At 64.2% G+C, this 13,446-nt stretch carries 15 protein-coding genes and 1 pseudogene; 8 read left to right on the forward strand and 8 right to left on the reverse strand.

Features of this window, described 5'->3' with window-relative positions; all coding sequences use genetic code 11:
• The first annotated feature begins 35 nt into the window (after positions 1-35).
• Positions 36-509 (forward strand): cupin domain-containing protein, encoded by a 474-nt coding sequence (locus EN850_RS13975; RefSeq protein ID WP_127870250.1) that lies wholly within the window; start codon positions 36-38, stop codon positions 507-509.
• Positions 510-542: 33 nt separating this feature from the next.
• On the opposite strand, the gene EN850_RS13980 is transcribed toward EN850_RS13975, so the two are convergent.
• A complete protein-coding gene (locus tag EN850_RS13980) occupies positions 543-887 on the reverse strand; it encodes a glyoxalase/bleomycin resistance/dioxygenase family protein (protein ID WP_136091543.1) in 345 nt (114 codons plus the stop codon).
• A gap of 196 nt (positions 888-1,083) precedes the next feature.
• Between EN850_RS13980 and EN850_RS13985 the strand changes: the two genes are divergently transcribed.
• Positions 1,084-1,683 carry a YdeI family protein gene (locus tag EN850_RS13985; RefSeq protein WP_136091544.1) on the forward strand — a complete coding sequence of 200 codons (600 nt, stop codon included), beginning with the start codon at positions 1,084-1,086 and terminating at the stop codon, positions 1,681-1,683.
• A gap of 15 nt (positions 1,684-1,698) precedes the next feature.
• On the opposite strand, the pseudogene EN850_RS13990 reads toward EN850_RS13985, so the two are convergent.
• Positions 1,699-2,319, reverse strand: a pseudogene (locus EN850_RS13990) (glutathione S-transferase family protein); the annotation flags it as partial.
• 173 nt (positions 2,320-2,492) lie between these two features.
• Here EN850_RS13990 and EN850_RS13995 point away from each other — a divergent pair.
• Positions 2,493-3,188, forward strand: a complete 696-nt coding sequence (locus tag EN850_RS13995) for an SDR family NAD(P)-dependent oxidoreductase (RefSeq protein ID WP_136091545.1) — start codon at positions 2,493-2,495, stop codon at positions 3,186-3,188.
• Positions 3,189-3,461: 273 nt separating this feature from the next.
• A complete protein-coding gene (locus EN850_RS14000) occupies positions 3,462-4,586 on the forward strand; it encodes a transporter substrate-binding domain-containing protein (RefSeq protein ID WP_245520847.1) in 1,125 nt (374 codons plus the stop codon).
• 93 nt (positions 4,587-4,679) lie between these two features.
• Here EN850_RS14000 and EN850_RS14005 read toward each other — a convergent pair whose 3' ends face one another.
• Positions 4,680-4,991, reverse strand: a complete 312-nt coding sequence (locus EN850_RS14005; RefSeq protein WP_167531328.1) for a hypothetical protein — start codon at positions 4,989-4,991, stop codon at positions 4,680-4,682.
• Positions 4,992-5,123: 132 nt separating this feature from the next.
• Positions 5,124-5,438, reverse strand: a complete 315-nt coding sequence (locus tag EN850_RS14010; protein WP_015316871.1) for an EthD family reductase — start codon at positions 5,436-5,438, stop codon at positions 5,124-5,126.
• 255 nt (positions 5,439-5,693) lie between these two features.
• On the opposite strand from EN850_RS14010, the gene EN850_RS14015 reads away from it, so the two are divergent.
• A complete protein-coding gene (locus tag EN850_RS14015; RefSeq protein WP_127870257.1) occupies positions 5,694-7,316 on the forward strand; it encodes an ABC-F family ATP-binding cassette domain-containing protein in 1,623 nt (540 codons plus the stop codon).
• Between the two features lie 36 nt (positions 7,317-7,352).
• Here EN850_RS14015 and EN850_RS14020 read toward each other — a convergent pair whose 3' ends face one another.
• Both EN850_RS14020 and EN850_RS14025 read right to left on the reverse strand, forming a co-directional pair.
• Positions 7,353-7,790: a nuclear transport factor 2 family protein gene (locus EN850_RS14020; RefSeq protein ID WP_135865979.1), complete on the reverse strand. Its 438-nt coding sequence runs from the start codon at positions 7,788-7,790 to the stop codon at positions 7,353-7,355.
• Between the two features lie 85 nt (positions 7,791-7,875).
• A complete protein-coding gene (locus tag EN850_RS14025; protein ID WP_127277665.1) occupies positions 7,876-8,316 on the reverse strand; it encodes a hypothetical protein in 441 nt (146 codons plus the stop codon).
• Between the two features lie 326 nt (positions 8,317-8,642).
• On the opposite strand from EN850_RS14025, the gene EN850_RS14030 reads away from it, so the two are divergent.
• Complete coding sequence (locus EN850_RS14030; protein WP_127277664.1) at positions 8,643-9,008, forward strand: hypothetical protein; 366 nt, start codon at positions 8,643-8,645, stop codon at positions 9,006-9,008.
• A 55-nt stretch (positions 9,009-9,063) separates the two neighbouring features.
• Here the strand turns inward: EN850_RS14030 and EN850_RS14035 are convergent, their stop codons facing one another.
• Positions 9,064-9,774 carry a hypothetical protein gene (locus EN850_RS14035; protein WP_136091546.1) on the reverse strand — a complete coding sequence of 237 codons (711 nt, stop codon included), beginning with the start codon at positions 9,772-9,774 and terminating at the stop codon, positions 9,064-9,066.
• 120 nt (positions 9,775-9,894) lie between these two features.
• Positions 9,895-11,430: an FAD-dependent monooxygenase gene (locus EN850_RS14040; RefSeq protein ID WP_136091547.1), complete on the reverse strand. Its 1,536-nt coding sequence runs from the start codon at positions 11,428-11,430 to the stop codon at positions 9,895-9,897.
• A gap of 244 nt (positions 11,431-11,674) precedes the next feature.
• Here EN850_RS14040 and plsY point away from each other — a divergent pair, with 244 nt between their 5' ends.
• Positions 11,675-12,343: a glycerol-3-phosphate 1-O-acyltransferase PlsY gene (plsY, locus tag EN850_RS14045; protein WP_136091703.1), complete on the forward strand. Its 669-nt coding sequence runs from the start codon at positions 11,675-11,677 to the stop codon at positions 12,341-12,343.
• Between the two features lie 39 nt (positions 12,344-12,382).
• Positions 12,383-13,363: a GlxA family transcriptional regulator gene (locus EN850_RS14050; RefSeq protein ID WP_127870262.1), complete on the forward strand. Its 981-nt coding sequence runs from the start codon at positions 12,383-12,385 to the stop codon at positions 13,361-13,363.
• Positions 13,364-13,446: the final 83 nt, after the last annotated feature.

The raw sequence follows: 13,446 nt of genomic DNA on the forward strand, positions 1-13,446 counted from the left end.
TCTAGTAAATGTAATTTACCGGAGGGGCTTGCGCAATGTCAGCCATGAATCTTCAGGTCAACCCAGCCGACGAAATCATCGGCACCAAGGGATTGTCGGTCCGCTTCCTCGTGTCCGGCGAGAGTTCTAACGGCAGCGTCGCCGCCTTCGAGCTGATGGTGCCTGGCGCACAGCGCCTGCCCGCGCCGGCGCACAGCCATGATCACTACGAAGAGACGATCTATGGCATTGACGGGGTGCTGACGTGGACCGTGGACGGCAGGCCGATCGAGGTTGGGCCGGGGGAGGCGCTGTGCATCCCACGCGGCGCCGTTCACCGCTTCGACAACAACGGCACCAAGGATGCGAAGGCGTTGTGCGTCATCACGCCGGCGGCGATTGGTCCGGACTATTTTCGCGAAGCCTTCGGCCTGCTCAATGCCGCCGCTGGTGGCCCCCCGGACAAGGCCAAGATGATGGAGATCATGCGTCGCCACGGGCTGACGCCGGCGGCACCGACACCGGCGTAGAGCACGAGCGTAGCTCCTGGGGCCGCGCCGGCTCTATTCCCGCTCGGCGCTCGCGAACACCACGAGATTCCCGTCGGGATCGCGCATGCGCATGATCCAGAAATGATCGGCTTCCTCGATCGGGCCGGGGTCGAGCCCCGCATCGACCAGTCTCTGCCGCTCGGGCGCCAGAGGCAGCACGCCGAGCGTCAGCGTCGAGGTGCCGGCTTTCTGCTTGTCTTCGAACAACTGTACTTCGGCACTGTCGGTGAATTGCCATTCGGCCAGCCCCGGCATCGGCCGGCGCAGCGGCGGCTTGCCGAAGAGTTTTTCGTACCAGCCGATGCTGGCTTCGAGGTCGGAGCAGCTGACATGGGCGAAAATGGTTTCGATTGCCATCAGGAAACCTCCATCGGACGGTGCACTCTTGCCGCAACGCGGCATTGGATGGCACGTTCCGCTGTTTCCTGGCTGCGTGCTCCATTGCTGACGAAAGCTGACAGTGGGCCATGCGATAATGCCGGGAATCGCACGATGACGGAGGCAACATGATGTTGATGCAGGCGACAACAATTCTAAACGGGCAGACCCGCTGATGGCGCCGGTCAAGGTCGATCCCGACAAGGTCAGGGAATTCCCCGACGCGGACAGTTTTTACGCCTGGCTCGGCCAGCACCATGCCACGGAAACCGAAGTGTGGATCAAGGTGCACAAGGTGGGGTCGGGACTGAAATCGATCACGCCGAAGGAAGCGATCGACGTCGTGCTGTGCTTCGGCTGGATCGACGCGGTGCGCAAGGGATTGGACGAGAACAGTTTCCTGCAGCGCTACACACCGCGCGGCAAAAAGAGCATCTGGAGCAAGATCAACGTCGACAATGTGGCGCGGCTGGTCGAGGAGAGCCGCATGACCGCGCATGGGCTGAGGGAGGTCGAGGCGGCCAAGGCCGACGGGCGCTGGGCGCGCGCCTATGGCAGCGGCAAGGAGATGAAAATCCCCGACGATCTGCAAGCGGCGATCGACGCCGAGCCGGCGGCGAAGGCGATGCTGGAAAAACTCAGCGCGCAGAACCGCTTCTCGCTTGCCTTCCGCACCCACAACATGAAGACCGAGGCTGGCCGCAAGAAGAAGATCGAGACCTTCGTGGCGATGCTGAAGCGCGGCGAGACGATCTATCCGCAAGGCAAGAAATAGGGGTCCTCGGGCGCGGGAATGCGGGTCGATGCCGTAGGGATGGACGGGGTAGCCGGGTCCGATGGCATCGCGCACGCGATCGGCCCAGGCGGCGAACGCCGGATAGTCCGCGAGCGAAAAGCCGCAATCCTCGGCACGATGGCTGTAGGCATAGACGGCGATGTCGGCGATGGTGAAGCCAGCGCCGGCGAGGAAAGGCGTCTCGCCAAGGCTGCGGTTCAGGGCGGCGAGCGTGCGGGCTCCGGCTTCGCGCTTGCCGGCAATCATGGCCTGGTTGCGATCGAGCCGTCCGGTCAAGCTCCAGAAGCGCAGCGAGCCGATGACCGGCTCGACATTGTACTGTTCGAAGAACAGCCACTGCATGACCTTGGCGCGCCGGTAGCGGTCGGCCGGCAGCAGGGGCGTACTTTCCGAGAGGTAGGTGAGGATCGCGTTGGATTCGGCGATGGCGCTGCCGTCTTCGAGTTGAAGGACCGGGACCGCGCCTGCCGGGTTGAGCGCCAGGAAAGCATCGGTATGGCTCTCGCCCTCGAAAATCGAGAGGATGCGGGTGTCGTGAGGGATCTTCAGCAGGCCGAGCAGGACCCGGACTTTCCAGCCATTCTGCGATGGCAGATAATCGTGAAGCGTAAGCATGGCGGGCCCTCGTGATGGATCAACGATCGCATGGCGCCCCGCCTGCGGACACCCGATTCCTGCGCAAACCGTCTCATGCGCCCCCTCGCATGATGACTGCGATCTCCTCGCTCTAATAAAACAAGTCCACCCATGCCATTTTGCCCCGAGATGACGGACAAAGAGGCACTCCCATGAACACCAACAACAAAGTCGCGCTCGTCACCGGCGGCAATCGCGGCATCGGGCTTGAAATCGGGCGGCAACTCGCGGCACTCGGCTTCACTGTCCTGCTCGGCGTCCGCGATCGCGCCAGGGGCGAGGCGGCGGCGAAGGCGCTCGATGGCGCCGTCGAGGCCATTGCGCTCGATGTCGCCGCGCCTGACGCGGCAGCAAGGGCAGCCGACGACGTGCAGCGCCGGTTTGGCCGGCTCGACGTGCTGATCAACAACGCCGCCATCCACTATGACACCGGCTCGCGCGCGTTGCAGCCCGACTGGACCGTCATTCGTGAGGCGTTCGAGACCAATGTCTTCGGCGCCTGGCGGACCGCGGTCGCCTTCGCGCCTTTGCTTGGGGCTGGCGGCCACGGCAGGCTGGTCAATGTGTCGTCGGAAGGCGGTTCGCTGGCCTCGATGGGGGCGGGCGCGCCGGCCTATTCTACCTCGAAGGCGACGCTCAACGCGCTGACCCGCGTGCTGGCGGCGGAGCTGCGCGGCTCGGGCGTGCTGGTCAACGCGATCTGCCCGGGCTGGGTCGCCACCGACATGGGCGGGCCGGGCGGGCGCCCGGTGGCGCAAGGGGCGGCCGGCATCGTGTGGGCCGCGACCCTGCCGGACGACGGCCCGACCGGCGGCTTCTTTCGCGATGGCAAGAAGCTGCCGTGGTGAGGCGGAGCTGCCGTGGTAAAAGCGGATCGTTATGTTCAGCGTGAGGCGAGATGAGGTCGGAATTCCGGGCGCGGCGCCGCTTGACATTGCATGATGGCGTTTAGCATCTGAAACGGCAAATTGTTCCAACTGGTTGTTTTTGCATCCTTCTCGCCAGATATTCGCGCATCGTCTCCCGCTGACATGGCGGGTGGACGAAGGGCGGCATGGCGGCTACCTTTTCGAGCCCGCGATCAGATCGCGCGGCGCAACGGGTCGCCGGGAGTTGTGCTGTTGAGAAGTGTTGCTTCGTGGCTGATGGCGCTGATCATCATGGCCGTGGCCGCGTGTGTCGGGGCGGGCGCCGCCGTCGCCCAGACACAAACGCCCGCCGACCTGCCTTTGCCGTCGGACGTGGCATCGAAGGACATATCGGTCGGAATGAAGGTCGCGCCGCCCTTCGCCTTCAAGCTGCAGGACGGCACCTGGTCCGGATTGAGCATCGACCTCTGGCAGAAAATAGCCGGGCGGCTCAACCTGCGCTTCCACTATGTCGAAGTGCCTGGCGTGCAGGACCAGATCGATGGCGTTGTCGGCGGCAAGTTCGATGTGGCGATGGCCGCGATCACGGTCACGGCCGACCGCGAAAAGACTGTCGACTTCACGCAGCCCTTTTTCACGACCGGGCTCGGCATCGCCACACCGCTCAACAGCCAGCCGTCGTGGCGGCCGATTTTGCGCGCGCTGACCTCGTTCGGCTTCCTGCAGGCGGTGCTGGCGCTGATCGTCATCTCGGTCGTGGTCGGCGTGCTGATCTGGATGTTCGAACGCCGCCACAATGACGATTTCGGCGGCGGCGTCGCCAAGGGCCTGTTTTCCAGCATGTGGTGGTCGACGATTGCCGCGACCCAGGCCAGCACCGGCGATTTCGGTCCGCGAACCGTGCCGGGACGCGTGCTCGCCGCGCTCTGGATGATGGGATCGATCATCGCCATCGCGGTGTTCACCGCGGGCGTCACATCGGTGCTGACCGTGACGCAGATGGAAGGCATGGTGCAGGGCGAAAGCGACCTCGGCACGGTAAGGGTCGGCGCCGTGCGGAATTCCTCGACCGCGTCCTATCTGGATTCGACCCATATCCGGCATCAGGACTTTGCCACCGTCCAGCAGGGCCTGGACACGCTGCGCGCCGGCAAGATCGATGCGCTGGTCCACGACAAGCCGCTGCTTGGCTGGCTGGTCGGACAGAACTATGGCGCGAGCCTGCAGGTCCTCGACGCGACGTTCGACCAGCAGCAATATGCCATCGCACTGCCGCTCGGCAGCCGGCTGCGCAAACCGCTCGATGTCGCCCTGCTGCAAACCTTGGAAAGCGACTGGTGGAAACAGGCCGTCTTCCATTATCTGGGCGAGAAATAGGCTGTCGGCATGAGAAGGGCGGACCGCTCGCGGCATTGCGCGCAAGAAAAGCCGCCCTTTTTTAGGACTGGTTTTCTGGGATGATGGCTGCCGTCACTGGTTGAGGTCGACTGGTGTCACACCAAGCAGCTTCAGGGCGTTGGCGTAAGTCCGGATCCCTTGCGCCTGCTTGCTCTCGGCACAGAACCGGTTCGCCCTGTCCTGCAGTGCCGTCGCCTGCGCGATCTGGCTCGCACTGGCGCCGGGTTCGGCCTTGGTCCGGATGGCGCCGTCGAGCTGAAGACCGAGCCGGCTGCAATATTCGCTGCGGGTGACCGCCGCCTCCGCGCCCGACTGCGCGACGGCAAGCATGGCAAGCGACATGCCCGTCAGGGCACCCATCCATCCGGCCGAACGTCGTTGCATTGCAGGCGAGATCCCGTTGCGTTGTTTGGCGGCCACAGCCCGGCCGCCACGGGATGGTTATCGCAGACGATCTTTTCGCCAGTTTTTCCCGGATGTTGAATCTTGTTTCTGAAGTGTGTCTGGAGGCCGGGTTCACACTTCGTCGGCGTCGAACAGCAGCATCGTCAGATCGTCGTCACCAGGGGCCAATATCCGCCGGTCGGCGGCACAGGCAACGCCGACTTCGCTGGCGAACGCGGCACGGATGTCGTCGAGACTGTCGAAATACAATGTCCCCACCAGATACGGCATCTCGCCCGCCGAAAGCTTGACGATCGGCCGCCTGCTGACATCGTAGCGCCGCAGGCCGGGAAGCTTCTTGGCCAGCGGTATGTGAACATCGAAATAGTGCCGGTCGAAGGCGGCCGGATCGGCCGGGGTTTTGTAGATCACGAGCATCTTGGCCATTGCCATGGTCCTGTCCTGTTGGCGTTGCTGGTCGGGCCGTGCGGGCCGCCGCGCCAAAGTCGTTCGACGAAGGTGGATTTCGACAAGCGAATGATTTTTGACTGCGCGGCTGGAAAGCCGACCTTGGGCGGCCTATCGGCGCGCCCCCGTTCGCGCATACCCGCTGCGGCGCTTCTGCCTCTTCCCCCGGCACTGTCATTCACGTAAGGGCGCGGGCAAATCCCTTCCATTCGGCTTGAGCCTCCCGGAACTATCATGATCAGACTTGAAAACATCGGCAAGCAGAATGGCCGTCAGCTTGTCTTCATCGAGGCGTCGGCCTCGCTGCAGAAGGGCGAGAAGATCGGCCTTGTCGGGCCCAACGGCGCCGGCAAGACGACTTTGTTTCGCATGATCACCGGCCAGGAGCAGCCCGACGAGGGCCAGGTGCAGGTCGATCGCGGCGTCACCATCGGCTATTTCAGCCAGGATGTCGGCGACATGGCGGGCCACAGCGCGGTGGCCGAGGTGATGAACGGCGCCGGACCGGTGAGCGAGGTGGCGGCCGAGATGGCGGAGCTCGAGGCCGCGATGGCCGATCCCGACCAGGCCGACCGGATGGACGAGATCATCGAAAAATATGGCGAGGCGCAGCACCGCTTCGAGGAGCTCGACGGCTATGCGCTCGACGGACGCGCGCGCGAAGTGCTCGACGGTCTCGGCTTTTCCCAGGAGATGATGGACGGCGATGTCGGCAAGCTGTCGGGCGGCTGGAAGATGCGCGTGGCGCTGGCCCGCATCCTTTTGATGCGGCCCGACGTCATGCTGCTCGACGAGCCGTCGAACCATCTCGACCTGGAAAGCCTGATCTGGCTTGAGCAGTTTTTGAAGGGCTATGACGGCGCGCTGCTGATGACCTCGCACGACCGCGAGTTCATGAACCGCATCGTCAACAAGATCGTCGAGATCGATGCCGGTTCGCTCACCGCCTATTCCGGCAATTACGAATTCTACCAGCAGCAGCGGGCGATCGCCGACAAGCAGCAGCAGGCGCAGTTCGAGCGCCAGCAGGCCATGCTGGCCAAGGAGATCGCCTTCATCGAGCGCTTCAAGGCGCGCGCTTCCCATGCCGCGCAGGTGCAGAGCCGGGTGAAGAAGCTCGACAAGATCGACCGCGTCGAGCCGCCCAAGCGCCGCCAGGTGGTGAATTTCGAGTTCCAGCCGGCGCCGCGCTGCGGCGAGGATGTCGTGACCTTGAAGAACGTGCACAAGGCCTATGGCAGCCGCACCATCTATGAAGGGCTCGATTTTCAGGTCCGCCGCCGCGAACGCTGGTGCATCATGGGGGTCAACGGCGCGGGGAAATCGACGCTGTTGAAGCTGGTGGCCGGCGCCTCCGACCCCGACACCGGCACGGTGGCGCGGGGGCCGAGCGTGAAAATGGGCTATTTCGCCCAGCACGCCATGGAGTTGCTCGAAGGCGAGCGCACCGTGTTCCAGACGCTGGAAGACAATTTTCCGCAGGCCGGCCAGGCGCCGCTACGGGCACTTGCCGGCTGTTTCGGCTTTTCCGGCGACGAGATCGAGAAGAAATGCCGGGTGCTGTCGGGCGGCGAGAAGGCGCGGCTGGTGATGGCGCTGATGCTGTTCGACCCGCCCAACCTGCTGGTGCTGGACGAGCCGACCAACCACCTCGATATCACCACCAAGCAGATGCTGATCGAGGCGCTGTCGCAGTATGAAGGTACGATGCTGTTCGTCTCGCACGACCGGCACTTCTTGGCCGCCCTGTCGAACCGCGTGCTGGAGCTGACGCCCGAAGGCATCCACACCTATGGCGGCGGCTACACCGAATATGTCGAGCGCACCGGACAGGAAGCGCCGGGCCTGCGGAGCTGAGCGGGTTGGGGCGGGCGCCGTTCTCCGAAACGGGGCCTAAAGCAGTCCGTGTTTCCTGAATTCGGCCTGCTCGTCCCCGCTGATCCAGCCGAACACCTTGAGCTTGCCGTCACGCCTTTCCAGGAGATAACTGACCTCGAAATCAATGGTAATGAGCGCCGCCTTCTTGTTCTGGTACTCTCCGGCCCATTGCACCTTTGCCACGCAGTGGTCTCGATCGATCGGCGTCACGGACACGTCCTTGCACGTCATCTTCCTGGCGCCGATTGTCCTGTAGCCCTCGAAGCCCTTCTTCATGATTTCGATCAGTTGCTTGCCGTTTTCGCCGGCCATGACCGCGCCAGGGGTGACGGAGATGAAGGCGGACGAATAGATGTCGGCGACATCCTTCAAATCGGCTTCGGGCAACAGCGCGTCATTGTAGAATTCCGCATAGGCCGCGAAGAATTTCGCGACCTCGGTTTCGGCGATCATCGTCTTGCTCTCCCCTGAACCGCCGGTTCGCTGTTTCACAAAACGGTGAACAGCTCGACGCAATTCCGGACGGGAAAGGACGCTCCTATCTCAGCGAGATGGCCAGCCCGCTCAGGTCGGCGTTGACCTGCAGGCCCACCTGTTTGCCCGTGAGTTGGAGCTGGGCGCCCTTGTCGTTTGTCATCACGATCACCTGGGCGCCTTTGCCGAGCGTGCCGCCGCCGCCGGCCGCGCCGTAGACGCCGGTCACGTCCCGCGCGCGCCTGATGTGGCGCACGGTGCCGCGGAAATAGGTCTTGGAGACGCCGAAGGCGAGGCCGCCCGAGACGCCGCCGATCGAGATGGGATAGCTTTTACCATGGAAGGTGAACGTCCCTTCGCCACCGGAGCCGCCGACGAAGAACGCCGCCTTGTAGACGGAGAAACGGATCGTGCCGCTGTCGGCATGCGCGGCGCTGGCCAAGCTGACGCCCACGGTGGCGATGGCGGCAACGGCGATTGAACGAAATCCGGATGAAATTTTCATGACGAGAGCTCCTCAAAGATCGCCGCTTATCCATCGGCCTGGTACGACGCATATCAAAGTCTTAGCAGAACAGTCTTGCCCCGGCTTTGGTTCCAAGCACAACTTTTCGTTTCGATCCAATCGCGGCTTTTGGATGACTGACGACGGATGACCGTTTCTGGCGCAAACCAGACATCGTGTCCGAACACATTTTCGCTATCGACACACAGCGGTCGATTTTCGTAAAGGGCGAATGGCGGTGTTGGCCGGCGACCCGCCCATCGGGCCATGTCCTTGTGGGGTGGGAGTTCCGTGTGCTGTCCACAAAGGTTGGGAAAGGCTTCGGGATGAGAATTGCGATGGGGCTTGCAATGTCCGCGTTGGCCGCGACGATGGCTGGATGCGCGACCTCTCCGGTCGACTATGGAGCCTCGCTTTCGCAGCAGGACCAGAAATGGGCGACGCCGCAATGCCAGCAAGCCCGGGCGGCGGCTTCGGACTACGCGGTCCGCGAAAAAACGCATCCGGGCTGGGAATTCGTCGCCCTTGGCCCCTATGGATTGGGAATCATAGCGGCCACCAAGGAGCAGGAGCAGAAGCAGCGAAAGCGGCTCGCCCGCGACGTGCATCTGCAATGTTCGAGCCTGCCGCTGCCGCAGGAATTGCAGGGCGACCTGGGGCCTGCCGGCCCAGACAAGGCGAAATATCCATAACCGGGAACGAGTGCGGATACGATCCTCGACGGAAAATCGTTTACGTTTTCCTGCGCTAGCGCAGCAGTCCTTCCGCCTCGAACGTGTCCCAGCCTTCGAGCTTTGGCGCATCGTCAGAGCCCGAATTTCTGGTCTTGCGGGCGTTGCCCGACCGCTTGCCGGCTCGCGTCAGTGCGGCCTTGCCGGCGGCGCGCCGTCTGTTCTCGGACGCTTCCTTCGCATCTTCCTCCCGCCAGGCGGTCGCCAGGTCACGGTCGAGAACGTCCTCGATGTGCCGTGGATCGAAGACGTGGAAGGTCACGGCGTTGGATCGCCCGCGCATCTTCACGGTGCGCGTGCCGATGCTTTTCAGGCGACCATCCCTGAGCCATTTGTGGCGCTCGCGTGAGGAAATGGTGAGAATGTCCTCGGCCTCGCGCGGCAGCACGGCCAGCGCTTCGATCCCTTCCAGTGTCCTGGCAATGGTTGCCGAGGCGGCCCGAAACGCATCCGCGTCGGTCTGCACCATGCGCAACACGATGCGGCCTGTCTCGGCCTTGGCGAATTTCCTCACCGTCCAAGGCAGCCTGGCCCGAACCTCGCGTTCGATCCCCTTCAAGCGCATGGAGGACCCCAGTGTCGCCGACGGCGGGAGCGGCCATTCGGCGACCATTGACGCGGTACCCGTGCCTTGCTCGGATGCGCGACCAGCGTTCTTCGCGATTGCCGCCGCGATGCCGCTCAGGATGTTCCGCAGGGGGCCGCGCTGCTTGGCTGCAGTTTTCATGTCTCATTTTCGCTCATCAGATGCCTGCCGTGGAACGATCATTCGCACAACAGACAACCGAAATCAGGCTCAATCAGTTCCCTGGCCATGGGAACCGGCGGAAGGTTCGATTTCATCGGTTCACCTAATTATCCGGGGTTCGCCGAACCATCGCACCGCGACCTGGGCGGCCTCTTCGAAGTCGGGCTCGGCGTCAGCGGCCCAGGCGACGAAGCCGTCGGGCCGCACGAGCAGGGCACTCAGGCCCAGCCGCTCCCTGGCGTTGCCAGCGACATAGGTGATCCGCCCGCTCCAGCGGCTGGCAAGCGCCCGAAGGGGAGGGCTGGCCTCGAAGTCCAGCAGCAGGCCTCGCCCGTTCCTGAGCAGTTCGCCGAGCCTTGTGCCGTCGGCCAGCTCGAAGTCGGGCGCGCCGCGGCCAACCAGTGGATGGGCGCCGCCGAGATCGTAGCGCAGGCCGACGCCCCAGACGCGCTCGGCGAAATAGGTCGCGCCGTCGCGGGTGCCGATGAGATCGCGGATGATAGCTGCGAGCGCGCGCGAACCGCGGCTCGGCCGCATCAGCGCGACCTGGGCGCGCGACCAGTCGAGCACATCGGCGCCGACGGGATGCCGCTCATCGAAATAACTGTCGAGCAAGCCGGCCGGTGCATCGCCGCGGATGGTCGCGGCAAGCTTCCAGCCAAGGTTCATCGCGTCGCCAAGCCCGCAATTGAGGCCCTGGCCGCCCAAGGGGGAATGGATGTGGGCGGCGTCGCCGGCGAGCAGTACGCGGCCCTTGCGGTAGGCCGTCGCCTGGTAGGCGCGGTCCGTCCAGGTCGTGCCGAGCCACAGTGCCGCCAGGGTGACGTCGGTGCCGGAGACACGGCGCAACACCGCCTGCACGTGTTCTGGCGTGATCGGCTGGGCGCGGTGGAAAGCGCCGCCGTCGAACTCGACCATCGCGATCGTGCCAGGCCGCGCGTAAGTATACATGCCCGTCGCCGTGTAGTGGCGACCGGGACTGAGTTTGTCGGGATCGGCCAGTTCGACTTCGACGGAATAGCCGGTGAATTCGGGATCGGTGCCGGCGAACGCGAAGCCGCCGGCCTTGCGGACCGTGCTGCGGCCGCCGTCGCAGCCGACGAGCCAGCGCGCGCGAAACGTCTCGCCGCCGGCGCGGACGGTCACATCCTCGTCCGACTGGTCGAAGCCCTCGACGCCAAGGCCGCGCCTGATCCCGGCGCCCATCGCGCTTGCCCGCGCGGCCAGCAGGGTTTCGATCGCCTCCATGTCGGACGCCATGTGGGCGCCGGCCGCATCCGGCAGCCGACACGGCCATTTTGAAGTATCGATTGTATCGAGGTGGAACTGGATGCCGGCGAAATGGCCGCCGGGACGGCGCGCCTGCTGCATCCAGTGCGCGGCGGCCGAAACATTGCCGCCCACCGGTTGCGGCGCGGCGATGCCGCCGAGCAGGCCGCGACGGTGGAACGCTTCGATGGTGGGCGCCGAAAGGCCGCGCATGCCGAAAGGCAGCCGCTTGAGCGGCGAGCTGGGATGCTCGGCCTGCTCCAGCACCAGCACGGAGAGGCCCGCCAGGCGCAGCTCGCAGGCGAGAAACAGGCCGACAGGGCCGGCGCCGGCAATCACGACATCATATGGATTGGGGTTTTGCATGAACTGCTCCTTGGTCGATGTTCGACCGGAGCGTTCCTCGCGTTGAGAACCACACGGACGAACGATTGGGCGCGATCAGCGTCCGATGTTCGTCGCGGGGATCTTGTGCACGAAGCCAAAGACCAGAGCTTTCTCAGCGAAGGGATTTCGCTGGCGAAAGGAGTTGGGCTTACCAAACCAACCCTGCCTTTTCCGACGGGGCTATATAAGGGTGTGGCGATTGATCCGCAACAGGGTGAACGTGATGATCTTCTGGATAGCGAGCGTGGCCGGACTGGCGATCGCCTATCTCTTCGGTTCCATTCCCACGGGCTATCTGGCGGGGAAACTGCTCCGGGGCATCGATATCCGGCAGCATGGCTCCAGATCGACCGGTGCGACCAACGTATTGCGAACGCTTGGCAAAGGGCCTGCCTTGGCGGTGCTGCTGGTCGATGTGCTGAAAGGCGTGGCGGCGATCGTCTTTATCCGCTTGCTCCATGCATTGCCGTTCCTCACGCCACCGGCCGGGCTTGAACCGCAAGGCCTCGTGCCCTGGAGCGTCTGCCTCGCCGGACTTGCAGTGCTGCTCGGGCATGGCCGCTCGATCTGGTTGAATTTCACCGGCGGCAAATCCGCCGCGACCGGGCTGGGCGTGCTGCTGGCGATGTCCTGGCCGATCGGTGTGGGCGCGGCGGCGGTGTTCTGCGTTGTGCTGGCTGTTTCCAGGGTAGTTTCCCTGAGTTCGATGCTGGCGGCGTCGATCGCGATCGCCCTGGTCTGCACCCTGCAGCAGCCGTTGCCGTACCGGCTGCTGGTGATTGCCGGCGGGCTCTACGTGATCGCACGCCATCGTGCCAATATCAGGCGGCTTCTGGCCGGGACGGAGCCGCGCCTTGGGCAAAACAGCCCGAGGACGGAACCGCAGGTTTAAGCTATCAGGTCAAGGGCATAGGGACGGTTTCGAACAACAATGGCCAGGCGGTTTGCGTTTCTCTTGGTTCGCGACTTCACCCTGTCGCCGCTGTCGCTGTTCATCGACACGCTGCGGCTGGCGGGCGATGAGGGTGATCGCAGCCGCAGGATAGAGTTCGATTGGGAGATCGTCGGCGAACGCGGCCTGCCGATCCGGGCGAGTTGCGGCGTCGAATTGCTGCCGACCGGGGGGATCGGCAATCCGGAGGACTTCGACAATGTCGTCGTGGTCGGCGGGCTGCTCGACACCAACCGCAGCCTGAGTTCCGAGAAGGAGGCGTTCCTGTTGCGCGCCGCCGGCAAGGGGGTGCCGCTGACGGCGCTCTGCACGGGCAGCTTCGTGCTCGCGCGCTACGGCCTGCTCGATGGCTATAGCGCCGCCGTCAGCTGGTTCCACATCAAGGATTTCCGCAGCCGGTTCCCGGAGGTGAACGCTCATGCCGACAGCCTGTTTACCGTCGACCGGGGCCGCTCGACATGCGCCGGCGGCACCGGCGCCGCCGACCTTGCCGGCCACTTCGTGTCCCAGTTCATCGGCCAGAAGGCGGCTGAAAAGGCCGCCAAGATCCTCGTCCTCGACCGGATCAGAAGCAGCAGGGACGTGCAGCCCGTGGGCGACCTGTTTCCTGGTGCGTCGAGCCGGGCGGTGAAACGCGCTTTGCTGTTGATGGAGAGCAACCTCCAGGAGACGCTGTCGGTCGCCGAGATCGCAAGCCGCCTGAACTGCTCGCGGCGCCAGCTCGAACGGCTCTTCGGATCGGAACTGGGCATCGGCCCAATGGCCGCCTATCTGGCGCTCAGGGTGCATCATGCGAAGTCGCTGCTGGAAGGCAGCGACCTGCAGATCGGCGACATCGCCTACCGCTGCGGCTTCACCAATGCCGGCCATTTCAGCCGCGTGTTCCGCCAGCAGACCGGCATCACGCCAACGCATCTCAGGCATCCAAACCGCATGCCGGGCGGAGCCATGATACAATGAAGTCCGCAACGTGAAGTGCGGGGTCTAGAGCCGTTCCGCATTTCACGGAATCGCTGAACGGCTCTAACTCTTTGTTTTTTCTC

It is taken from the genome of Mesorhizobium sp. M8A.F.Ca.ET.207.01.1.1 (assembly GCF_004794715.1).
Lineage (GTDB): Bacteria > Pseudomonadota > Alphaproteobacteria > Rhizobiales > Rhizobiaceae > Mesorhizobium.

What these genes read in the sequence shown, in the direction of transcription:
- plsY (WP_136091703.1), top strand. Translation starts at nt 11,675, where the DNA reads ATGATCTTCTGGATAGCGAGCGTGGCCGGACTGGCGATCGCCTATCTC.
- EN850_RS14040 (WP_136091547.1), bottom strand. Translation starts at nt 11,430, where the DNA reads ATGCAAAACCCCAATCCATATGATGTCGTGATTGCCGGCGCCGGCCCT.
- EN850_RS13985 (WP_136091544.1), top strand. Translation starts at nt 1,084, where the DNA reads ATGGCGCCGGTCAAGGTCGATCCCGACAAGGTCAGGGAATTCCCCGAC.
- EN850_RS14050 (WP_127870262.1), top strand. Translation starts at nt 12,383, where the DNA reads ATGGCCAGGCGGTTTGCGTTTCTCTTGGTTCGCGACTTCACCCTGTCG.
- EN850_RS14025 (WP_127277665.1), bottom strand. Translation starts at nt 8,316, where the DNA reads ATGAAAATTTCATCCGGATTTCGTTCAATCGCCGTTGCCGCCATCGCC.
- EN850_RS14015 (WP_127870257.1), top strand. Translation starts at nt 5,694, where the DNA reads ATGATCAGACTTGAAAACATCGGCAAGCAGAATGGCCGTCAGCTTGTC.
- EN850_RS14035 (WP_136091546.1), bottom strand. Translation starts at nt 9,774, where the DNA reads ATGAAAACTGCAGCCAAGCAGCGCGGCCCCCTGCGGAACATCCTGAGC.
- EN850_RS14005 (WP_167531328.1), bottom strand. Translation starts at nt 4,991, where the DNA reads ATGCAACGACGTTCGGCCGGATGGATGGGTGCCCTGACGGGCATGTCG.
- EN850_RS13980 (WP_136091543.1), bottom strand. Translation starts at nt 887, where the DNA reads ATGGCAATCGAAACCATTTTCGCCCATGTCAGCTGCTCCGACCTCGAA.
- EN850_RS14010 (WP_015316871.1), bottom strand. Translation starts at nt 5,438, where the DNA reads ATGGCCAAGATGCTCGTGATCTACAAAACCCCGGCCGATCCGGCCGCC.
- EN850_RS13995 (WP_136091545.1), top strand. Translation starts at nt 2,493, where the DNA reads ATGAACACCAACAACAAAGTCGCGCTCGTCACCGGCGGCAATCGCGGC.
- EN850_RS14020 (WP_135865979.1), bottom strand. Translation starts at nt 7,790, where the DNA reads ATGATCGCCGAAACCGAGGTCGCGAAATTCTTCGCGGCCTATGCGGAA.
- EN850_RS13975 (WP_127870250.1), top strand. Translation starts at nt 36, where the DNA reads ATGTCAGCCATGAATCTTCAGGTCAACCCAGCCGACGAAATCATCGGC.
- EN850_RS14030 (WP_127277664.1), top strand. Translation starts at nt 8,643, where the DNA reads ATGAGAATTGCGATGGGGCTTGCAATGTCCGCGTTGGCCGCGACGATG.